We start from the raw sequence: 21,277 nt of genomic DNA on the forward strand, positions 1-21,277 counted from the left end.
ACACGCCAAAAGCCAAATTCAAGACTGAAAATTAGCCAATGTAGCAGTTGGCCTGAGAGGGGTAGTTAAACGGCTATCAAAGAGGGGGAACCACCGGGAGGCAGATAGGGATCTGCCGGCCCGGGTCAAAGTTGTGGCAGCCTATCTCAATTCGTATCCGGTTGCTGGGCTTCCATTGCCTTCATGGTTTGTGCCAGCATATCCCGTCGTTCGATTTCTTTACCCACGTAATTGAGCCATTGAGTGGCTGACGCCTTTGAATCTTTTGATTTCGCTGCTTCCTTGAACGCGTACTGCGCGTCTTCGAATTGGTTCAGATTAAATAATGCCATGCCTAGCAACATATAGGCATTGTCCTTGCGTTTGACGTCCCCTTTCTTAATGCCCTTACGCAGGTAGGTTACCGACTTGTTCCACTCGTCCAGCTGGTAATAGGTGGAGCCGAGTTGGATATCGATTTCGCCGGACTGGGAGGTTTCCGCCGCTTTGGCCAAAATAGGCAGGGCCTTCTTTGCTTCCTGAGCGGTTGACCAGGCATAGGACAGCAGTTTCAAATTATCCTTATCTTCCTTGATGATGCCTTCCTTTACACCGCGCTCAATCACTTTCGCCGCTTTATAAGGTACGTCGTTTGCGATAAGCAGTTGCGCCAAGGTCAGCCACTCGCTTTCTTTATTTAACAGGCCCTGGCGATAGGCAATCTCAAGGCTGCTGAGCTGTTTTGTCTCTTGTTTGAGTTCGCCATAAACTCCGGATAGTTGCACCCAATACTCTTTTTTCGGGTAATAGGCCACGAGTTTCTCAAGTACCTTCGCACCCTCCTTATAATTGTTTTGTTCAAAATAAAGAGCCCGTAATAACAGATACCAGCTTTCTTTAGGGCGCTTGCCGCCTTTTTCTTCCATGGCGATGGCGGTGGTAATGGGTTTGAGTGCTTTGTCCATCTGGCCCAATTGGTAATAGGCCTGGCCCAGCATAATATACGCTTGCGCTTTGGGGGAGTCGGTGAGCGTGAACCAACGATTCAGATAGTTAATGGCTTTGTTGTAGTTTTCTTTTACGAAATACAGTTGAGCGGTGCTGTAAAGTGCTTCCGATTCCAGTGCTTCCGGTAACGCATCTTGCTTCAACAACTGCTCGTAACTGTAGATAGCCTGATCATGATTGTCTTGTGAGTAATAGATGTAGGCATAGAACTTCCACATCATCGCAGACTCGTAGCTATTCAGGTCAGAGCCCTTTTTTAAGCGATCGAGAGCCTTGATCGCTTCATCGGGTTTGTTTTCTTCTGATTTGGCCTGGGCTTCAGACAGAACCTTATAGATTTTTTCCCGCAGTGCGGGTGTCTTTTTAGTCTGCCTCTGCTGTGTCTGCGGGGCGGAATTGTTCTCCGCCGCCAGAATAGTGGGAGAAAACGATGCCAGTAGCCCAACGATTAACAGGCCGGCCGTATAACGTACCAGTGACGGTGGGTTGACTGGTGTAGTTGAGTTGAAATAGCGATGATACGGAATCGTTTTCATACAAATATTCTTTCTCAGTAATGGTGATAAAACTAATCTTCGAGCTGAAACGTGAGCTGGTTTTGTACGCCTGCTACGTCAACAGGCACACCGTCCACGATTCTGGGCTTATATTTAAACTTCAGCGCAGCGTTGATGGCCGCCGAATCGAAGATGCCGGTCGGATTTGCCTCGACGACCACCGGGTCCTTTACCGAACCGTTTTTGGTCACCGTGAATTCCAGGATGACGTAGCCTTCGATACCGCGGGAAAGTGCCCGGCGTGGATAAATCGGCTGAACCTTGACGATGGGTAAGAAGTCCCCGTCAGCACCGCTTAAACCAAACCCGGTAGAAATATCCAGCGTCTTATCCATCGGTGCTGCAGTCGCCACAGATACAGTGTTTTGCTGCATATCCGGCGCGTCCAGTTGTGGCTCAACCGTATCCGGTGGTGGCTCTTCCGGTTGTGGCGGTTTCTCCGGTTTCCGATCCTTGGTTTGAACGGCTTCATCCTGCTGTACGCGGACGAAATCCACCACGTACCGTTCTCCGTCATCGTTTAACTTTTTATTGGCGGTGGTAATCAGTGACATCATCAGGAAATACAATGCTAACGTGACGACAACCGCCGGTATGGCTGAAAAAACGATTCTTGCGTACATCGTGAGTGAACCTCAGCTATCGTTTGCAGCGATGGAAACGTTATATACACCTGCCTGCCGCGCAGCGTCCATAACCTGTACCAGACGCTCATTTTTGGAATTTTTATCCGCTTGAATAACCACAGACCCTTGTGGGTTTTCTGCATGCAGGCGTTCAATATTAGCCCGTACTGCACGTGGGTCTATCATTCGCTTGTCAATCCAGATCTGATTGCGCTCATCTATGGCCACCAGAATATTGGCACGTTCTTTTTTCTGGGCGGTTTCCGCATCGGGCCGGTTAACATCGATTCCGGATTCTTTGACAAACGAAGCCGTAACGATAAAGAAGATCAGCATGATGAACACCACATCCAGCATGGGTGTGAGGTCAATGGCCGTTTCTTCATCGTCAGTACTTAACTTGGATAGCGCTTTTCTCATGACGTATTCCTCAGTGTTCGGTGGTCAGCCCGTCTTCTATTAACTCGCTTTCGCGTTGGGCATAACGTTTTAAATAGGTGATGGCAAAGAGCCCTGACAACGCACCGACCATCCCGGCCATGGTTGGAATAGTGGCTTTAGAGACACCCGCAGCCATGTTTCTGGCGTTTCCGGAACCGAAAAAGGACATGCTGGTGAACACATCAATCATACCCGTCACGGTTCCCAATAACCCAAGCAAGGGACAAATGGCGATAAGGGTCTGAATGAGTGCCAAGCGATCATTCAAAGCCTCCTGACTTTTGGAAATAATGGCCGTGCGAATCTGTTGCGCGGTCCATGACTTGCGTTCTTGGCGGGCGTTCCAGCGTTCCAGTGTGCCTGCTTTGTCTTTGCGGTAACGAACCTGGAAAAACCAGATTCGTTCAAAGATTAAAGTCCACATGCCGAAGATGTTAATGCCGATTAACAGCAACACGATGCCGCCGGTCTCTAGAAAAACCCGCAGCGATTCATAGGCATCAAGCAGCGCGTACATCATTGTCCTTCTCCTGCTCCATTCGCTCGGCAATGACCCCTGCACTTTGTTCTTCCAGAATGTGCAGTACATTTTTAGCGATAGAATTGGAAATACTGTGGAAAAATAACGTAGGAAGCGCAACCAGCAGACCCAGAACGGTGGTGATCAACGCCTGGGAAATCCCGCCTGCCATCAATTTCGGGTCGCCGGTGCCGAATAGAGTGATGGATTGGAAAGTCACGATCATCCCGATAACCGTTCCCAGCAGCCCGAGAAGGGGGGCGGCCACAGCGATGATTTTCAACAACGGGATGAAACGCTCCAAACGCGGTTTTTCCTTGATGATGGCTTCCGCCAGTTTCAGCTCCAGGGTATCCGGGTCCAACTTGGGGTTGTTTTGATAAACCGACAATACGCGCCCCAGGGGATTGGACAGACTGGCCGTGGTTGATTTGGTTTGAGCGCGGACTTTTGCGCGGGTAAGCGACAGGGTGATAATACGCTCCAGCGCAATCAGCATGGATATAATGCCAACTCCGATAATGATAAAACCGACCAGGCCACCCTGTTCGACTCGCTCCTTGACGTTTGGCTCCTTTATCAGCGCAGACAGCAGCGTTCCGCGCGAGGGGTCCAGTCCGAATTCGACCAATTGGCCGGGTGCGGCGTTGGTCATGGCTTCTGCTGTTTCCACAAAACGGGCAGAAGGCTGACGAATCAGTTCAGCAATTTTTCCGGTATCGCTATCGTATTTCAGATATTTTCCGTCGGCTACCAGGTTGAATGTGCCGACACGGATAACTTCGGATTCCTTTTCCTGACCGGTCGCATCGATAACGGAGTGGTTGAACTTAACCACATTGCCAGACTCCGTCATTTCGCGCTGCAGTTCGAACCAGAGACGTTCAATTTCTTCGATGGAGGCAAGCTCTGAACTGGTGCCCATCTTCTTTGCCAGCTTAGTTAGATAATCGCCGCGATTTTCAAACTGAGAGCTGATGATGGAGGTTTCGAATTGACCGGTGGTATCGCCGGCAGCCTGCTGCAATACGCCGAATAGTTCTTTGAGGGAGCCAAGACGTTTGTTCAGTGCTTCCTGGAGTGCTGCGGTTTCCAGTTCCTGTTTCTCAAACTGGGTCTCCAGCTCTACGCTGCGCTTTTCTTCAGTGACCAGATCCTGTTTCGCCTGCGCCAGAATGGAGGCCTGATTGCTTTTTTCTGATCTGAAGCGGGCTTCGCGGGCGCTGTTTTCTTTGGCCTCTGCGGTTTTGCCTTGTTTAACCAGGTTGAGAAGCTGATCCAGATTAGCTGCCGGGGCGGCCATAACCTGACCTGCCAAAGTCAAACTGACCAGTAATGTGCCAAGGGTTAATGTCCTGATCATTGTACTGTCTCCGCTGCCTGAACCGGTAGTTTCAGTAAATTGGGTGCCACTTCTTTGCGTGCGATACGAAGCCCGTCGCGGATGGCGCTACGATATTGATCTGTTAGAGGAGCCCAGTCTTTGCTCTCGTTATCCCAGATGCCGGAATATTTGGAATCGTCGGTTTGATACATCAACGAAACCCGGCCTATTCTTAAAAAATCCACTTCTCTTTGGTTGCCAGCGATGTCGATGGTGCCGCGATAAGCTTCGATGGTACGGCCGTATTCGCTTTCGATTTGGTAGGCTTCTATGACCTTGCGAAATTTCTCGGCCACGGACACATCCGCCCGCTCCATCAATTGATCCAGGTTGCTGATCCGTTCGTCTCGCTCTTCTTGCAGGAAGGGTACATCCAGTTCCACAAACTGTTTAAGACCGTCGATCATTCTTAGCATCAACGGTACGATTTGACGCTCAATAACAGTAACCTGATCTATTGAGCTGTTGATGGATTCCATCTCTTTTAGTTGATTGGCAATCTGTTTTTCGAGTTGCGAGTTGTAAACCCGCAGACCATCGAATTCCTTGCTGACAACTTTATACTCATTGAAGAGCTTATCGGTTTGTTGCGATATTGAGTCGATTTTCGATTGCGATTGTTTGGCGGCAACATTGGCCTTGTTATTCTCACCCACAACTTGATCCACGCTGGCTGCGATGCTTGTGGTTGAAAAAAGAAAGCTAGCAGACAACAGAATAGCCGAGTGTCGTACTAGGAAAGGGGGGGTGATTTTTCTCATGATGCTTTCCCTTTTTAGTAGTAAGTGATTGAGAAATGTTATTTGATTCAAAAATGGTTGCTTTTAATCGAGGCTTTTCCGTTTTGCTATCCGGCAACATCGCCGCTCATGAGTTTTCATGAGCGGCGATGTTGCAATGTTCCGTTATCGGAGAGTATAGAATAAAAGCGGTGTTAAAAATTATATCTCAAGGACGCCACAATGGTACGTGGTGGCCCATAAGCTGATTCAACCAGACCCAGCGAGTCAATCTGGTTAAAGCCACCCGATACATATTCTTCATCGGTGATGTTGCTGAAGGTCAGTGAGGAATCGAAGTCCGAATTCAGCATGGCACGCCAATCGATCCGGAGATTGGCGACTGCATAGGCGTCGACTTCAATCGATTGGTAGGCCGCTGCGCGTAAGGTAGGATCAGCTATGGTGTTTTCGAATTGGGAGGGAATGGCAAAGTTAACCATTTCATCCTGCCAATAAACGGAAGCGGTCAATGAAATATCGCCGGTTTCAACTGCGGTCGGGAAGGTATAGGAAGCAGAAACAGTGGCGGTATTTTCCGGCAAGAATTCAAAATCGTTGCCGGAAGCATCATGGGGTACATAGGCCGGAAGGGTCGGGTCCGTAGCATTTCTCACTTCGGTGTCCCATTCGTCATAACTGGCATCGGTGTAGGCATAGCCCAGGGTTAATAACAGGTCGTCGGTCACTGCCCACATGGCGTTTAACTCAATGCCCTGTATGGTGGCGGTAGCGGCGTTGATGGTACTGGTTTCAAAACTGGAACCGGTTGATACGGATACGGTTTTCTGAATGTCGTCGTATTGCTGTACATAGGCGGCGACATCGGTTCTGAAGTTACCCCATTCCGCTTTGTGGCCCACTTCATAGGTGATAACGTTTTCTTCTTCAAATGGCGTGAGAGTAACGTTATCGACACCGCGGAGGTTGAAGCCGCCCGATCGGTAGCCGGTCGAAATACTTCCGTAAATCAAAGTGGCGTCATCCGGTGTATAGCTCACCGACGCGCGGCCAGTAGGCGCGGAAAAGGTTTCGCTCTCTGTACGCGCACAATCGGGTTCGGGATTGCCATTGACGTCGGTTACGGCACAGGCCAGTGGGTCGGAAGCGAGCGTGAAGGGCAGTGCTGGGTTCTGGGGTTCCTGCTTTTGGTTTCTGACGGTAACGCTGCGTTCGTCCCAGCTCTGGCGTAACCCCAGAGTGGCGGCCCATTCATCATTGAAGTGATAGGTAGCTTCTCCGAATACACCATAGGCGGTGTTGTCGACATCGCCTATCGGCGCGGATTGATAAATCAGAGCAGGAAAAGGGCCCACATTGCCGGAGAAGACCTGAGTAAACCCGTCTTGTGAGGCTTCCATCTGATACCAATAAACACCTGTGATCCATTCTATTTTGTCGGTGCTTCCCAACAACTGCAGCTCATTGCTGAGCTGCTCTGCTTCGATTACTTCCGCGCCAACAGGGTCAAGCGTAACAGCACTGGTGCGGGAAGAAAGACCGTTCGAGGAAATGGGGAAGGCGGTGCCGTCGGCGTCGCTGGTTCTTGAGGTTTCGACTTTGCGGTAACCAAAAATATTCTTTATGGTCATGTCGTCGGAAATATCAAATTCAGTGGTGTTGGACGCGAACGTGTTTTTGACTTTTTCTCTTCCCAGTAAATCGATTTCGACATCGTGGGCAGAACGATTGGCTTGTCGAGTAACAGCGTCAGCGACACCGGTGCCGTAAGACACCTGAGTTAATGCGCCCACCTGAATGGGTGCAAACGCGGAAATAGTCGGTGCCCGCGCGATCATGTCATTTTCGTCGTAGGCGACCATGAACAAGTTGGAAAAAGAATTGGTTTCGTAATTGACACCGATGCGCATGCCTTTTGAATCTTCGTCCCACAAATCCTGTCCGTTTAACTGATTGTCAGCAACCACTTCCTGGTAACCATCACGTTGTAAGGCGCGGCCGGCAACGCGAATTTGCAGGTTGTCGGAGATAGGCATGTTTGCAGCGCCCTCCAATCCAACCAGGTTGTAATCACCCACCTTCATCTGCACGTAACCTTCTTGCTCATTGGTCGGCTTGGCCGGGGTAATCAACAGTGCTCCACCGGTGGAGTTACGGCCAAACAGGGTGCCTTGTGGGCCTTTCAGGATTTGCAGGTTCGCTAAATCATAAAAAGCCAGGTTGGTTCCCTGGGAGGGCGTCATAACTACATCATTAAAATAGATAGGTATGGATTGATCCAGGGAAAGCGTTGTATCGGTGGGCCTTTGTCCCCGCACAGCAACAATGGGAGCGTTGGAGGAGGTGCCGGTATTTGAAATGGTCACTGCCGGTACTTTGGTGCCCAGACTTTCCAGCTCCACGATGTTTTGTTTTTCCAGTTGGTCGGAATTCATAACGGTTACAGCAATGGGAACATCCTGAGCGCTTTCTTCACGACGTCTTGCTGTTACCGTGACTTCTTCGATGGGGCCCCGACGTTCGGCTTGCTCGGGCTCTTCAGCGTTAACCTGTGTGGTAAAACCGGTAGCAATGACCGTAGTGATTGCCGCAGCCAGAAAACTCATTGTCGGTTGGGGGGAGGATGCCGCTGTTGAAGGGAATCCCCTTCTGATCTTTTTCAATTCGCACATTTTAAATCTCCATACACCTTCGTAATTTTATTGTTTCGAGTAATTATTTTTGTTTGTTATCAAATTTGGTTTGTTACGCCAATCAGGGCAGGTTGGGGGGAGCAAATCAGAAAGAAGCAAAAATTCGAATGGATTTTTGCGTTGGAATGGTTGCGGTTTATGTGGTGTTCGCTTTTGTACATCATAGTTATTCTTTCTAATTGTTTTTTTTAGTATAGCTAAGTGAGCCAACAGCATTAAGCTCAGTGATCGTGTTGGGAAACTTAAAAGTTACAACCTGCGTTGTCACATGGTTTTAATCTATCCGATGGGGTGGAGGCATGCAAGACTCTCGTGATTAAATTTATACATTTGTAGATCAAAATTAGCTAGTTTTACAGGTTGCGCACTAGCCGGATTTTATATGTTGAATTTTGAGCTAACCCGTTCATTATGTTGAACGAAAGCCCTTTTCTTGTTAGTCAGTGCGTGCTTCAAAGGTCAAGTTTGAATGCGGTACAGATCAAAAAAAGTTGCCTGATATTCGCTGTATACACGGAGTTCTGATTCTTTTTTCGAATAAAGAATACAACAAGGTATCAACTCCATCGGCGTAAGTAGAGGGTCGTATAAGTATTGTGAACGTGAAAGCGGGTGTACACGTTATAGCCCGGGCGTCGTTCGCTAAACCGGATAGGCATAAGTAGACCGATAGAGGCGTTACAGTATGAAGGCCTGCTTACGCTGAATGAATTTCACCTCAGTGTTCAGTAAAGTATTCGTTGTATTTTTGCTCCGCTTGATCGCCGAACAAAATTTTACAGGCGGCCTTGAGGCCCGGTGCTTTTTGCAGGTCTTCTTTTCTTACTACCAACGCGATTTTGGAGCGACGGCGCAAAAAGTCTTCCAGTTTTACGATCACTTCACGTTGAGCGGCCTGTTCTATTTCGCAGCGGGTGTATTCGGCATTTTCAATGAGCAGTTGTGCGTTCGAAGGGTCGGAGCGAATTCGTTCCAGCAAGCCGAAAGCATGTGCACCGTAGCGTCGCCAGAAGCGTGTGGTTAACGGCTCCGAAGAGGAGGGATGAGTCAGGCTATCCAGCTCCATGAGTTTGGCCTGGTGCAAAAATTCCTGTTTTATTTCGTCGTTGGGTTCTCCGTACCAACTGAATTTCGGATAGGGAATGGGGATGCCCATGCCCGCCACCAGATTCACCACTTCTTCACCGACGTTCAGACAGTCTGTGAGTTTGCCGCCAAAGATGGATAAATGCTTTTGTTGTGAATCGACATCAATGGCGTGTTTGCGTGACAGCTTGACCCAGTCCGCTTTACCGCTTGTGCCTTCAATGGCTAACGGTCTGACCCCGCAGCGTTCGGCAATGATATCTTGCGGAGTAATCGGTTTGGGCAGGACTAATAATGCGTTTATATTGTCGATTACAAATTGGCGATCAGCCTCTGTGACTTGCGCTTTGGGTTCTGCAACCTGAGTGTCTGTCGTGCCAATACAGGTTTTGGGTCCCATCGGGATGACAAAAAACAGTCTGCCGTCGCTGGCAAAAAAAGTGAGAACGCGTTTGTTCGATGTCACCTGATCGATAATCAAATGAATGCCTTTGGAGAACACATGATGGTGATTGGTCTGGAGCCGAGCCATCGAGTTGTGCTGGTCAACATAGGGGCCGCAGGCATTGATCAATACTTTAGCCCGAATGGGGAAGTGCTCGCCGGTCAGGGTATCTTTGGCGGTTATCTGCCAAAGCCCATTGTCGCGTTTCAACGCCGTGGACTCGACATAATTGGCCGCAACGCAGCCGTAATTCAAACTGTTGCGAATAAAATTAAACACGAAGCGGGCATCGTTATCGTAGAGATAACAGTCTGAATATTCGAAGCCTCCCTTGGCTTGCTGGGTGTTGACGACCGGCTCCAGCTTTTTGATGGTGGCTTTGGTCAAAAATCTAGGCGGTTTGGTAAAAAAACGGCCGATCATCCAATAGAAGAGTGTGCCTAGAAATACGAAGGAAACCGGCAATCTGAAGCCGTTCTGAATGGTAGTGAAAAAGCGGATTTCCTGCACCGTTGATGGGTAGCTCTTCATCAGGTGGTTGCGGCTCTTGCACAGCTTATTGACCAGCAGGAGCTCCATATTTTCCAGATACTTGATGCCACCCCAAGCTAAATTGGAGGAGTTTGAACTGGTGCAGGATGCAAAGTCCTGCCTTTCAATTAAGCCGACCTTTGCGCCTTTACCCGCCAGGGCCGCTGCTGATACCGCTCCGTTAATACCGCCACCCACCACCAGCACATCAAAAGTTTCTGTTTTAAGCTTGTCGATATTGGTTTGTCTCAACTTCATAGAGTTTCCCTACCAACTGCGGCTACACGTCAACTGAAAAACCAGGATAAACGTTTGAATAGACTAATTAAAGGAAGAAACGCGCCTTAAGTGGAGCATGTCGCTTACGGGGCATTTGAGCGAAGGCGTCAGAAGGGGGCAGGAGTGTGTTGCTAGGCCAATTTGATGCAATCCCGACCTGCAGATTTTGCGTTGTATAGCGCGGTATCACATCGGTTCAGCCAGTTAACAACGGATTCTCCTCGTTTGGCCTCGGCGACACCGCAGCTCACTGTGATGGCTACTTTTGTGGAAAGGTGCGTTTCCCGTATCAGTTCGCAATAGGAGTCAGCGATGCTCGCTGCATCTTTCAGGTTGGTCGATTGCAGGAGTACGGTAAATTCTTCACCGCCGTGGCGAAAGAAGCTGTCGGTGCTGCGCAGCCGCCGGGAGAGTGTTGCCACGAAATTGATTAATACCGTGTCGCCTTCCTGGTGGCCATAGTTGTCGTTTATCGCCTTAAAGTGATCTATATCAATCATAATAATGGATGCAGATGTGTTGTAGCGCTTGTGTAAAGCATCTGCTTTATCCAGTTCCTGCATCATGGCTCTACGATTGAGTGCATTGGTTAACGGATCGCGTAAAGCCAGATCTTTTAGATTCTGTTCGTGACGGTACAAAATGGCGGATTGTATTTCGATGCCAAAGCCGCAGGTGGCCAAAGAGAGCATGTAAATCAACGCCAGCTCAAACGGGAATAGATAAAATGCGATTGAGCCATTTATTAATACCCAGATGATATTCATGATCACAGACAGGCGTTTTTCCAGCAGCAGATAAAATCCTACTGTGAACGCATAGCTCCAGAATATCGTGTATTTCTGGATCAACATTATGGTGGAAACATAAAGGATAAAACAGATGAAGAGTAAGAGTGGCGGTGATAGTAGACGGCGGTTGGATTTAACCAACATAATCAAATGCACCAGCGTAATGCTGGTGGCGAGTGCGTAAATAGTGAATAAAAGGTTTTGCCCCCGTGACCAGGTTACCATCAGCACAGGTAATACAAAGATAGGCAGGTGCACCGACATCAACCGATAGACAATTTCACGAATCACAGGCAGAGGTAAATTTTTAATTTCCTCTTCGCTGTATTGGCTATTGACCAGAACTAACCGGTATAGGGCGTGTGGTGTCAAAAATGTGGTCTCCGTGCTCAGAAACTGCAATCAGAGTGTCATCAGTAGATCACTCGGATTATCTTCTACATTGTTTAATTATAGGGTATCGCAGATCGGAGCTCGGGGGGATTTGTCACGGAGTTGTTTTAATTTGGTGGATTTTATGTAGTAGACGTGAACCTAATTGAGGTAGCCTTGTCTGGTTGGCCAGGCCTATCCTCGTTGCCCCCCGTCTACTCGCAGGGTCGAGCCGGTGGTGAATGAGGAAGCATCACTTGCCAGCATCAAAACAGCGGAAATTATTTCTTGTGGTTGCCCCGGGCGTTGGGCGGCGTTTTTTATTTTAGCGATTACCTCTTCGGTCCAGTCGGCGTGTGCTTCCGTCATAAAGGGTCCGGCGGATACGGTGTTAATACGTACCTTGGGCCCGTATTCCGCTGCCATCGAAACGGTCATGGCATTGAGTGCGGCCTTGGCACAGCCGTAGGGCACCACACCGGGCAGTGCCATCAGCGCGCCGGAAGAGCTGATATTGATGATGCTACCGCCGCCGGCCGCTACCATACGCCGGGCGACCTGGCTGGAAAGATAGAAGGGGCCTTTAAAATTCAGATTCATTACCGAGTCGAACAACTTTTCCGATACCTCATGGCTGGGGCAGGCCGGTGACATCCCGGCATTGTTGATAAGGATGTCGACCCGCCCGAAGGTTTGGTAAGCTGACTCGATTAATGCGTCTATTTGCGCCCACTGGCCCACGTGCGTTGAAACCGCCAGGGCTTTGCGCCCGAGCTGGCGTACCTCCTCCGCCACACGCTCGCACTGTTCCAGCTTGCGGCTGGCAATAATAATATCTGCGCCACGTTCGGCTAAGCCTATTACCATTTGATAGCCCAGGCCCCGGGATCCCCCGGTGACCAGGGCGACTTTGCCGGTGAAATCCAGTAGCGCGTCCATCATCAGTCTTCCAATAGGTGAGCAAATTTCTTTTTGGCTTGTTCAAGCCGTGTCAGGTTGTGATCGGTGGGGAAGAAGCCCGGCGCAGGCGTGGCATTTTTTAGCAGTGCTTTGGCCACCTGCACCTGATGCACTTCGGTAGGTCCGTCGGCTACGGCCAGTGTGGGGGCTCCGGCCCACATTTTTGCCAGCGGCGTTTCCAGCGATACACCCAGTGAGCCATGCAGGTGAACAGCGCGCTTGGCAACTTCATAGAATACTTTGCCCAATTGAATTTTGCACATGCCTATGTGCGTGCGGGCGGCTCCGTGGGGTTCATTATCGATGATCCAGGCGGCTTTCAGGATCAGTAAGCGAAATTGTTCGATGTCGACCGCGGTATCCGCGATCATGCCCTGGACAAATTGATGCTGGGAAAGTAATTTGCCTTTCGTCTGGCGGGAAACGGCTCGCTCCACCATCATATCCAAAGCCCGTTGCAACAGGCCTACTGTGCGCATGCAATGATGAATGCGTCCTCCGCCCAAACGTGCCTGGGCAACCTTGAATGCGCCGCCCTGCTCCCCCAGCATGGCGTCCAGTGGTACCCGTACCTGATTGTATTTCATAAAAGCGTGAATGCCGTCGTCGATTTCATTCTCGGGGGAATCGCTCATAATCTTGGTGTTGCGGATGATTTCAATTCCCGGTGTTTTGGCATCCACCAGAAACATGGACATGCGTTCATGAGGGGCATTGTCGGGGTTGGTCACCGCCATCACGATCAAAAACTCGGCGTAGCGGGCATTGGACGAAAACCATTTGTAGCCGTCAATGACCCATTCGTTGCCCTCTTGCCAGGCTTTGCATTCAAACTCAAGCGGATCGGCTCCGGCTTGGGGTTCGGTCATTGAGAAACAGGATACGATGTCGCCATCCATTAATGGCTTGAGGTACTTTTCTTTTTGCTCTTCGGTGCCGAACATGGCGAGAATTTCAGCGTTTCCGGTATCCGGCGCCTGGGTGCCGAAAATGGTGGGCGCCCAGCTTGAGCGTCCGAGAATTTCATTCATTAGGGCCAGCTTTACTTGGCCGTAGCCGGGGCCGCCCAGGTTGGGTCCCAGGTGACAGGCCCATAATTCCTGATCTTTGACCTGCTGCTGCAATGGGCGCACGATTTTGCGCGCGTTGCTGTTTTTGACGTCGTACATATCCGACGCACGGGGGAAGAGCAGATCCACCATTTCGCACTCTTCACGCACGAAGCTATTCATCCAATCCAGTTTTTTCTTAAATTCGGGTTCTATGCTGAAATCAATCATGTGTTGTCACCAATTTGTTTTGTAATTCGTTATCCGGGTGTGGCTTAGCAGAATTTTTTAATGTGATCTGACGAGCTGGCAAAGCAATCCAGTACGATATCGCCAAACCATTCGCCGGCTTTTTTGTCGAGTTTGCCGATGGCCGCCTGCGCAACTTTGTATTCCATAATACAGCCCGCTTTAAAACGCGAAAGAATCAGGTAGTAATCGAAATTGTCTATGCTGCGACCGGTGCCCGCTGCGTAGTAACGAGCCAGTTCCTGGCGTGTGGGCCAGTGGCGGGTGTCATGGGCGGAGTCGGGGATGATATCCGGAGTGCGTTCATCACGCATGCCGTTACAAAACCAGCCCATATCCACCATCGGATCGCCAATGGTCGACAGTTCCCAATCCACTAATGCGTTAATCAGTGCCGGTGGTTTATCCGCAAACAGCATGTTGGGGGTGCCAATGTCGCCATGGATAATGCCGGGCTTATAGTCGGACGGCGTGTTGTCCCGTAGCCACTGCTCGGTGAGTTGATAACCCGGCAGTTCGCGCCCTTCGTAGTTGTAACGTTCTTTGTAGGACGCCAGCTGGTTAGCCCAGCGATCAACCTGGCGTTGCAAGTAGTTTTCCGGCTTGCCGAAATCCTGTAAACCCACAGCCTGATAATCCACGTTGGCTAATGCAACCAATGCGTCTACCACCGCAAACGGAATCCGGTATTCAAACGGCATACTATCAAAAGGGGGCTGATGCACGACTTTGCGGTCGACGACCTTACCCGACCAACCCGCCACTTTTTCCATAATGTAAAAAGGCGCGCCGACGATTTCTGCATCTTCGCACACTGCATAGCAGATCGGGTGGGGCACGTCGGTTCCGGTCAGTGCACTTAATACCCGGGCTTCACGCAACACCGTTCTCTCGCTGCCGGGCGGAGCCACCGCAGGGGGCCTGCGCATGACCCGTGTTTCTTTACCACGATTAAGGTTGATGACCACATTGGAAAAGCCCTGGTGTAACAGGTCCGCCTGCAGCGGGCCGTTCCCCAGCTCGGGCAAATTACGGTCCAGCCAATCAGTCAATTTCGGAATGTCTATCAGTTTGTCGAGGTCGTGTTGCAGTCCCATGAAAGAAGCCTTGGATGGTGAATAATGGAACCATGGTTACATGTTGACATTGATGTGTCAAATACCCGATGATGCATGTGAACCGATATTTCGGTGATTTTTGGAATAAACAGGACAGGAGAGTGCAGATGACGGATTCATTCGGCCCGGTTATGCAATTGGGTTATATCGTGGAAGACATTGATAAAGCTGCGCTCGATTGGGTGGAGCGGGTGGGTGCCGGTCCATTTTACCGACTCGATTCCATCGTTCTGGATCAGTACAGTTATCGCGGTACCGCAACGCAATTAGAGCTGTCTTTGTGTTTTGGCTATTGGAACGATGTGCAGATTGAACTCGTTCGCCCTTTGTCGACAACGGACTCTTTATACACTCGCGCGCTGCGGGATTGCCCTGGAAAACTGAATCACATGGCAACTTTGGTTACGGATCTGGAAGGGGTGCTTAACCAGCACAAACTGCATGATCGAATTGTGCAGTCGGGCAGCATGCCGCAGGGGCAAAAATTTGTCTATCTTGACGAGTATTTGCCGGGCGCTATTCACCTTGAATTGATTCAGGCGCCGGCGGCGACGTTGCAGTTTTTCACTATGATGAAAAAGGTGGCTGCAAATTGGCAAGGTTGGAAACCGGTCCGCGATATCGCTTCCATAGGGCAGGATTTTTCAGAGCTTAAGGCCGAATAATTTTATCAATCGATGCGGAAGCTTTCCGCAACAACAAGCCGCGGGGTAGTAGCCGCGCAATTTGAATCATACACCGGAAAGGCAAAGACGCGCTCATTAGCACCGGTTGTTTCCCCAGGCTTTGCAATGCCGCGGCTGCAACATCGTCGGGGGATTTCATGCCTTTCATTTCCTTTTTATCGAAGCCTTGTAGCGTCGGTGCTTCCGTGTCCGTCAATCCGGGGCAGAGTACCAGCGTGTCTACGCCGCAGCCGACCGTTTCTCCGTAAAGTGCTTCGCCCAGTGTCTTTGCAAAGGATTTAGTGGCGGAATAGGCTGCCGAACCCGGCACGCCAAAATAGGCTTCGACAGACGAAGTGATGATAAAGCCACCTTTGCCTCGTTCGAGCAAGTGCGGTAGAAAGTGGTGGCTCAGCGCCATTGGGGCACGACAATTGACGTCGAGCATGTTGTCCAGATCGCTCATCCGTAATTTATGATGGCGTTGCTTAAAGCCGAAGCCGGCATTGCTGATAATCAATCCGATATCTTTGTTGTGGCACGCCTCAACCAGGTGCGAAAGTGAGGCGGTATCGCTGAGATCCAGGTTCACGGTTTTTACCGTGATCGGATGTTGCTGTTGCAATTCCGCGGCCAGAGCATCGAGCCTTTGCGTTCTTCTTGCGGTAATAACCAGGTTGAATCCTGCAGCGGCTAACTGACGGGCAAACGACATGCCGATACCGGAAGACGCTCCGGTTACCAGAGCCCAGGGGCCGTAACGCTCCAGGCTTAGCATTGTGTATGCCATTTAGCCGTGTTCCAGCAAGTTATGGCGGATGCTACTCAGGCAATCGCTATCGAGTTTTAGCGCGCGTTCTGCAAACTGTTCAGCCGTGCCATAGGTTTGCATAAGATAATCGAGGGCACCGTTCAGAAACGTTGCCTCCACACCATACACAACCTTGATCGCCGCCGTACCCCAATCTTCATTCTTTTGATGATTCAACGCTTGCGGGATTGTTTGGCTCGCATCAATACGGTCGGAATATAACGTTTTACTGAGCAGGTAGTCTTCCAGAATGAGGTCGCGGGTGACGCCCAGGGTCCAAAGAATTAAAGCACACGTGATGCCGGTGCGGTCTTTGCCGCCACTGCAATGAACGAGCACCGGTAGCTCATCCTGGCGAGCCAGGGATTGAAATATTTGTTGAAGGCAATTCAGGGAGTCGGCCTGCTTTACCATATCGCAATACAAATCGACCATAGCCTGGCGTACGGCGGACGTATCGTTGTTGGTGTGGGTGTCGCGTAAGGCGCTTGAAACGGCGTTACCGCTGGTGCTGCTGATTAAAGGCAAATGCACGTTGCGAGTGGTTGAGGTCGCATGCCAGCGTGTCGGTGCCTCGGTGCGTTCCCTGAATCCCCGTAAGTCGAAGACGGTGCGGATCGCGAACGGTTCCAATTTCTTCAAGTCTTCTGCTGACAGGTCCGATAGCCTGTCTGAGCGAAATAAGCGGCCGCGCTTTACCCGGCGCCCGTCCCGGGTAGGGTAAGCGCCGAAATCACGGAAATTCTTGGAGCCGTTCAAAGCGATGTGTCTATCTGTGATAACCAATTTAATCCCCGGTTTGCATAGGTGGCTGGGTTGCTATAATTCTGTTGGAGCTTGGCAAGTTATCTCAGGATCGATTTTTACTGCCTCGCGTATGGGCTTCGATGCTGGCTCTCAAGGTTTGCAGGTCTTTGGTTAGTTTCCTGAAAGTCGCGGCGTCAATGGTTGTTAATAAAGCGTCTGCGGCTGCTTCTGCGGTTGCATCCACTTTCATTTTGAGCTGCTTGCCGGTGTCAGTTGCAATCAGCAGCGGCGCACGTTTGTGGTCGGGGTTATCCAGAGCCTCAATCAGACCCTGCTCGAGCAATATTTTGGTGGCACGGTTAATGACCTGCCGTGGATGCCCAAGGCTTCTGCCGATTTGGGGAACCGTGGGCGGCATTCTGGATTCAACCACCGCGGTGAGCACGGTCAATTGCATTGAATTGAGTCCGCTGGCATCGGTAGTACCCTCAAAAACGGATCGCAATCGGCTGTTTACACGGATCACCTCGTCTATCAGGGCGATGACCGGATGGTGTACTTTTTCATCGTTTCTCATAATGGAACCATGATTACATAATGGAATTATGGTGTCAATTTGGTCTTTTTTCAGAAAACGGTGGGGTCGTAGTGTGGTGTGGCCGGGGTGGCAGAGGGCACGACGCAGGCGATTAAGTGCACCAGTAACTTGGAATTCCGTCCGTTACAAGGTGAAGCGCGTGAGGTAACTGGCATTAACAGGAGTAGCTGGTAAATGGGTGCCCAAAAAAGCGGTTCACCTTTAGGTTTGTGAACCGCTTGGAGGGTGTTGTTTCAGGCGTCCCGAAGCAAGGATAAAAACTCATATCGGGTGGCTTGGCTTTCCCTGAATGTGCCCAGCATTGCCGAGGTTTTCATGACCGAATTTTGCTTCTCAACACCGCGCATCATCATGCACATATGCTTGGCTTCAATCACCACGCCGACACCGGCTGCGTTCACCACGCTTTGAATGGTTTCGGCAATTTGCGTTGTGAGCTGTTCCTGAATCTGAAAACGACGCGCATACATGTCAACGATGCGGGCAACTTTTGACAGGCCGAGTACCTCACCCTGAGGGATATAGGCAACGTGGGCTTTGCCGATGAAAGGCAGCAAGTGGTGCTCGCACATGGAATACAGCTCAATATCCTTAACAATGATCATTTCGCTGGAATCAGAAGGGAATAAGGCGTTGTTGATGACTTCGTCCAGGTCCTGGTGATAGCCCTGGGTGAGGTATTCATAGGCCTTGGCGGCCCGTTCCGGGGTGCGTTGTAGTCCGGGGCGTTCCAGGTCTTCGCCAACGGCTTTCAGGATTGCGGCAAAATGTTCTTTCATGATTTACGTCTCAATATACAGCGTTGTTAGTTCGGCTAAATTAGTTTTGAATCCGCCCTTCGCGGGCGCTGCTTCGGGACTATACCACAGTCTCTGTTTAGTGTGACCCGCCAGTTTTTTGTTGGTTCGCGCTATCCGGGTGTGATTGTCCTCTTTGTTTGGATTGATCGACTTTGACTTAGGGGGCGTTTCCGGAAACACTAACGTCCTGTCATCAGAACAAGAATTACTGATATGTTGTTGAAAACCAAATTATTCGCACCGCCGTTGCGGCAGAATGCGGTACCTCGTGTACGCCTTCTGGAGCTGTTGGGTGCACCTGCGCAGGGTGAACTTACCTTAATTCATGCGCCTGCCGGATACGGCAAAACAACGCTTGCACTGCAGTGGCTGCAGTCCATTGGGCAGCCTTATGTCTGGCTGTCACTGGATAGTCAGGATAACGATTCTTTGCGCTTTTGGCGTTATGTCAGTGGCACCTTGGCCGGCGGAAACGAGACCCGTTTTGCGCCGGCCCAGACGGATTCGGATCCGGAGGCTTGGGTGGTGAGTATCGTTAATCATTGGACCGGCCAGGATCAAGTGACCACCTTGGTGTTGGACGATTTCCATGTCATTCAGGATCCGGCGTTGCTGCAAACCGTGAATTGGTTTCTTGATAATCTGCCCCCTAGCTTGCATGTGCTGATTACCACACGGGTATTGCCGTCCCTGCATATCCCGCTGCGGCGGGTGCGCAGCCATATCACGGAAATTCAGGCCTTCGATCTCAGCTTCGGGCGCACTGAAGTGCAGCGCTTTTTTCAGGAAACCCTCAAGCTGACACTCAATACCGGTATGTTGGACGCGCTGCAAGCCAGAACCGAAGGGTGGGCTGCAGCCCTGCAATTGGCTGGTTTAACCCTAAAGCAGCACCCGCGGCAGTCAACCGAGTGGTTGGAGCAGGAATCCTCAACTTTGCTGGTGGACTATCTGGCAGAAGAGGTGTTGAGTAATCTGCCGCAAACTACGCGGCAGTTTATGCTCAGTATGGCCACGGCCCGGCGCTTCAATCTGTCCCTGTGTGAAGCACTTAATCCGGACAAAAACAGTAAAGAGGTGGCGGTGTTGCTGGATGCCTTACGGGAAGACAATTTGTTTTTGATTCCCCTGGATGACCAGGGCCATTGGTTTCGTTTCCATGACCTGTTTCGGGAAAACCTGCTTAACATCACCAGTGACCGGCATCCGCAGGAGTGGTTGCTCTGGAATCGCAGGGCAGCGGACTGGTTTGTGAGTAATGACGAGCGTGAGGAAGCCATACATTGTTTGCTTGCTGCCTCACTCTGGGATGAAGCCGCCGAGTTAATCGAGCAGTTGGGGGTGACGCGCATGCTGGGCGGGCAAAACGAATCCCTCAATTGGTGGCTAAGCCGACTACCGGCGGGCACAATTTTGCAGCGACCCAAACTGGCTTTGATTAAAGCCTGGAGCCTGTTCTGTACGGAGCGGATTGTAGAAGCTGAACCCTATCTGGATCAGGCCGACCGTCTGCTTGCGCAGGAACACCCGGATCATGGGCCACTGCGCACTCAGATTGCGATATTCCGCACCCAGTTGGCGCGGGTCCGGGGTGAAGATGAGCTGGCCCATCATTGGTCTGGTCGGGCCCGCACCCTGGCCGCTGAAAGTGATGTTCAGCTTAATGCCGTGGCTCAATTCGCCCTGGGTATGGAGTTATACCAAGAGGGCGATCACCCCTCTACACAGCAGCTGATGGAGTTGGCGATGGCCAGCGCCCGCCAGGAGCGAAATCATTTCTGTGTGTTGTCCTGCTCGGTCATTTTGTCTCATGTTCTATTTCAGCAGGGTTTCACTGTAAAAGCGCTCAATCAGTTGCAGGATGCTCGTGACTGGTTGATTGGTGAAGGTCTGGACCCGCACTATCTGGCCTGCTGGCAAAACACCGCCTATGTGCACATCTATTGTGAAATCAACCAGATTGAGCGCGCTACTGAGGCGTTAGAAGTGTTGCTTGAATTCCGTGATAGTGGCGCGGAAGCAGCTTATGGGGCCCTTATCCTGATGCTGCAAGCATCCTTGGAAGTGCCGGCCAGAGATTTTTCCAAAGCCATCCGGATTTTGGATAGCGCAGCGCCGGTAATGGAGCGGGATCGTTCCTATTGGTCCAAAATGGGGCCCAGCGTCAGCATGATGCGGGCTTTGTATTGCCTGCAATCGAACCAGATTCAATCCGCCCTGCTCTGGGCTGCCGAACGAGAAAACGCCCTGTTGCAGCATTTTGGCTTCTTGCAGGAAGAAGACAGAATTGTGCTGGCGCGGTGTCTGGCATTACAGAACCGTAAAGCCGAAGCGGTGGATTTATTGTTGCGTATTGAGGCGGATACCGAAGCCCATGGCCGAATCATCAATCTGGTACGTGCCAAAGTCGCTCGCGCCCTGGTGTTGGCTGCGGAAGAACCGGACCTGGCGGCGGACTGCTTGCTGCAAGCCATCACGATAAGCGAGGCACCAGGCTATCGTCGTCTGTTTTTGGATGAGGGCGCAGCACTGATTCCTTTGCTGCGCATTTTGGTAAAAGAAGGCAAGCGAGGCTGGTGGGAGGTTGCGTTGATAGCGAAAGGTCGCCCGGCATCCAGTAAGGGGTTAGTCGAGCCCCTGACTACCCGCGAGCAGGAAGTGCTGGATCTGATAGCGCAGGGGCTCAGCAATCAATCCATCGCCGACCATTTGCATATTGCCATGGCCACCACCAAGGCTCACCTACGCAATATTTATGAAAAGCTGGCGGTGAGCAGCCGCACTCAGGCGGTGGCCAAAGCGCGGGAGCTGGGATTACTGGAATGATT

18 protein-coding genes are annotated in these 21,277 nt (G+C 50.8%); 2 read left to right on the forward strand and 16 right to left on the reverse strand.

Annotation, left to right across the window (positions count from 1 at the left end; genetic code table 11):
- Positions 1–146 precede the first annotated feature (146 nt).
- The 12 genes from FT643_RS08310 to FT643_RS08365 form a co-directional block, all read right to left on the reverse strand.
- Positions 147–1,523, reverse strand: coding sequence for a tetratricopeptide repeat protein (locus FT643_RS08310; RefSeq protein WP_156870916.1), 1,377 nt, complete (start codon positions 1,521–1,523; stop codon positions 147–149).
- Positions 1,524–1,555: 32 nt separating this feature from the next.
- The gene (locus FT643_RS08315) at positions 1,556–2,167 is read right to left on the reverse strand and encodes an energy transducer TonB (protein WP_156870917.1); all 612 of its coding nucleotides are present in this window, start codon (positions 2,165–2,167) and stop codon (positions 1,556–1,558) included.
- Between the two features lie 12 nt (positions 2,168–2,179).
- Positions 2,180–2,590, reverse strand: a complete 411-nt coding sequence (locus FT643_RS08320; protein WP_156870918.1) for an ExbD/TolR family protein — start codon at positions 2,588–2,590, stop codon at positions 2,180–2,182.
- A gap of 10 nt (positions 2,591–2,600) precedes the next feature.
- Positions 2,601–3,131 carry a MotA/TolQ/ExbB proton channel family protein gene (locus FT643_RS08325; protein ID WP_232339998.1) on the reverse strand — a complete coding sequence of 177 codons (531 nt, stop codon included), beginning with the start codon at positions 3,129–3,131 and terminating at the stop codon, positions 2,601–2,603.
- Positions 3,112–4,494, reverse strand: a complete 1,383-nt coding sequence (locus FT643_RS08330; protein WP_156870919.1) for a MotA/TolQ/ExbB proton channel family protein — start codon at positions 4,492–4,494, stop codon at positions 3,112–3,114. The genes FT643_RS08325 and FT643_RS08330 overlap by 20 nt, the downstream gene beginning before the upstream one ends.
- Positions 4,491–5,276 carry a DUF3450 domain-containing protein gene (locus FT643_RS08335; RefSeq protein ID WP_156870920.1) on the reverse strand — a complete coding sequence of 262 codons (786 nt, stop codon included), beginning with the start codon at positions 5,274–5,276 and terminating at the stop codon, positions 4,491–4,493. Before FT643_RS08335 ends, FT643_RS08330 begins: the two co-directional genes overlap by 4 nt.
- 173 nt (positions 5,277–5,449) lie before the next feature.
- The gene (locus tag FT643_RS08340; protein ID WP_156870921.1) at positions 5,450–7,927 is read right to left on the reverse strand and encodes a TonB-dependent receptor; all 2,478 of its coding nucleotides are present in this window, start codon (positions 7,925–7,927) and stop codon (positions 5,450–5,452) included.
- 739 nt (positions 7,928–8,666) lie between these two features.
- The gene (locus FT643_RS08345; protein WP_156870922.1) at positions 8,667–10,268 is read right to left on the reverse strand and encodes a glycerol-3-phosphate dehydrogenase/oxidase; all 1,602 of its coding nucleotides are present in this window, start codon (positions 10,266–10,268) and stop codon (positions 8,667–8,669) included.
- A 152-nt stretch (positions 10,269–10,420) separates the two neighbouring features.
- A complete protein-coding gene (locus FT643_RS08350; RefSeq protein WP_156870923.1) occupies positions 10,421–11,452 on the reverse strand; it encodes a GGDEF domain-containing protein in 1,032 nt (343 codons plus the stop codon).
- 195 nt (positions 11,453–11,647) lie between these two features.
- The gene (locus tag FT643_RS08355) at positions 11,648–12,394 is read right to left on the reverse strand and encodes an SDR family NAD(P)-dependent oxidoreductase (RefSeq protein WP_198043410.1); all 747 of its coding nucleotides are present in this window, start codon (positions 12,392–12,394) and stop codon (positions 11,648–11,650) included.
- A complete protein-coding gene (locus FT643_RS08360; RefSeq protein WP_156870924.1) occupies positions 12,394–13,692 on the reverse strand; it encodes an acyl-CoA dehydrogenase family protein in 1,299 nt (432 codons plus the stop codon). Before FT643_RS08360 ends, FT643_RS08355 begins: the two co-directional genes overlap by 1 nt.
- 44 nt (positions 13,693–13,736) lie before the next feature.
- A complete protein-coding gene (locus FT643_RS08365; RefSeq protein WP_198043411.1) occupies positions 13,737–14,807 on the reverse strand; it encodes a phosphotransferase family protein in 1,071 nt (356 codons plus the stop codon).
- 128 nt (positions 14,808–14,935) lie between these two features.
- Between FT643_RS08365 and FT643_RS08370 the strand changes: the two genes are divergently transcribed.
- Complete coding sequence (locus tag FT643_RS08370; protein ID WP_198043412.1) at positions 14,936–15,493, forward strand: VOC family protein; 558 nt, start codon at positions 14,936–14,938, stop codon at positions 15,491–15,493.
- Here FT643_RS08370 and FT643_RS08375 read toward each other — a convergent pair.
- The 4 genes from FT643_RS08375 to folE all read right to left on the reverse strand — a co-directional run bounded on the left by FT643_RS08375 (position 15,480) and on the right by folE (position 18,428).
- Positions 15,480–16,283 carry an SDR family NAD(P)-dependent oxidoreductase gene (locus FT643_RS08375; RefSeq protein WP_156870926.1) on the reverse strand — a complete coding sequence of 268 codons (804 nt, stop codon included), beginning with the start codon at positions 16,281–16,283 and terminating at the stop codon, positions 15,480–15,482. The genes FT643_RS08370 and FT643_RS08375 overlap by 14 nt on opposite strands.
- Positions 16,284–17,090: a tyrosine-protein phosphatase gene (locus FT643_RS08380; protein ID WP_156870927.1), complete on the reverse strand. Its 807-nt coding sequence runs from the start codon at positions 17,088–17,090 to the stop codon at positions 16,284–16,286. It lies immediately after the preceding gene.
- A gap of 64 nt (positions 17,091–17,154) precedes the next feature.
- Positions 17,155–17,628, reverse strand: a complete 474-nt coding sequence (locus FT643_RS08385) for a MarR family winged helix-turn-helix transcriptional regulator (RefSeq protein ID WP_156870928.1) — start codon at positions 17,626–17,628, stop codon at positions 17,155–17,157.
- A gap of 254 nt (positions 17,629–17,882) precedes the next feature.
- Positions 17,883–18,428 (reverse strand): GTP cyclohydrolase I FolE, encoded by a 546-nt coding sequence (gene folE / locus FT643_RS08390; RefSeq protein WP_156870929.1) that lies wholly within the window; start codon positions 18,426–18,428, stop codon positions 17,883–17,885.
- Between the two features lie 234 nt (positions 18,429–18,662).
- On the opposite strand from folE, the gene FT643_RS08395 reads away from it, so the two are divergent.
- Complete coding sequence (locus tag FT643_RS08395; protein WP_156870930.1) at positions 18,663–21,275, forward strand: LuxR C-terminal-related transcriptional regulator; 2,613 nt, start codon at positions 18,663–18,665, stop codon at positions 21,273–21,275.
- Positions 21,276–21,277: the final 2 nt, after the last annotated feature.

It is taken from the genome of Ketobacter sp. MCCC 1A13808, assembly GCF_009746715.1.
Lineage (GTDB): Bacteria > Pseudomonadota > Gammaproteobacteria > Pseudomonadales > Ketobacteraceae > Ketobacter.

Excerpts from the sequence above, each read along its gene's own strand:
- FT643_RS08310 (WP_156870916.1), bottom strand. The coding sequence starts at position 1,523 with ATGAAAACGATTCCGTATCATCGCTATTTCAACTCAACTACACCAGTC.
- FT643_RS08315 (WP_156870917.1), bottom strand. The coding sequence starts at position 2,167 with ATGTACGCAAGAATCGTTTTTTCAGCCATACCGGCGGTTGTCGTCACG.
- FT643_RS08320 (WP_156870918.1), bottom strand. The coding sequence starts at position 2,590 with ATGAGAAAAGCGCTATCCAAGTTAAGTACTGACGATGAAGAAACGGCC.
- FT643_RS08325 (WP_232339998.1), bottom strand. The coding sequence starts at position 3,131 with ATGATGTACGCGCTGCTTGATGCCTATGAATCGCTGCGGGTTTTTCTA.
- FT643_RS08330 (WP_156870919.1), bottom strand. The coding sequence starts at position 4,494 with ATGATCAGGACATTAACCCTTGGCACATTACTGGTCAGTTTGACTTTG.
- FT643_RS08335 (WP_156870920.1), bottom strand. The coding sequence starts at position 5,276 with ATGAGAAAAATCACCCCCCCTTTCCTAGTACGACACTCGGCTATTCTG.
- FT643_RS08340 (WP_156870921.1), bottom strand. The coding sequence starts at position 7,927 with ATGTGCGAATTGAAAAAGATCAGAAGGGGATTCCCTTCAACAGCGGCA.
- FT643_RS08345 (WP_156870922.1), bottom strand. The coding sequence starts at position 10,268 with ATGAAGTTGAGACAAACCAATATCGACAAGCTTAAAACAGAAACTTTT.
- FT643_RS08355 (WP_198043410.1), bottom strand. The coding sequence starts at position 12,394 with ATGATGGACGCGCTACTGGATTTCACCGGCAAAGTCGCCCTGGTCACC.
- FT643_RS08360 (WP_156870924.1), bottom strand. The coding sequence starts at position 13,692 with ATGATTGATTTCAGCATAGAACCCGAATTTAAGAAAAAACTGGATTGG.
- FT643_RS08365 (WP_198043411.1), bottom strand. The coding sequence starts at position 14,807 with ATGGGACTGCAACACGACCTCGACAAACTGATAGACATTCCGAAATTG.
- FT643_RS08370 (WP_198043412.1), top strand. The coding sequence starts at position 14,936 with ATGACGGATTCATTCGGCCCGGTTATGCAATTGGGTTATATCGTGGAA.
- FT643_RS08375 (WP_156870926.1), bottom strand. The coding sequence starts at position 16,283 with ATGGCATACACAATGCTAAGCCTGGAGCGTTACGGCCCCTGGGCTCTG.
- FT643_RS08385 (WP_156870928.1), bottom strand. The coding sequence starts at position 17,628 with ATGAGAAACGATGAAAAAGTACACCATCCGGTCATCGCCCTGATAGAC.
- folE (WP_156870929.1), bottom strand. The coding sequence starts at position 18,428 with ATGAAAGAACATTTTGCCGCAATCCTGAAAGCCGTTGGCGAAGACCTG.
- FT643_RS08395 (WP_156870930.1), top strand. The coding sequence starts at position 18,663 with ATGTTGTTGAAAACCAAATTATTCGCACCGCCGTTGCGGCAGAATGCG.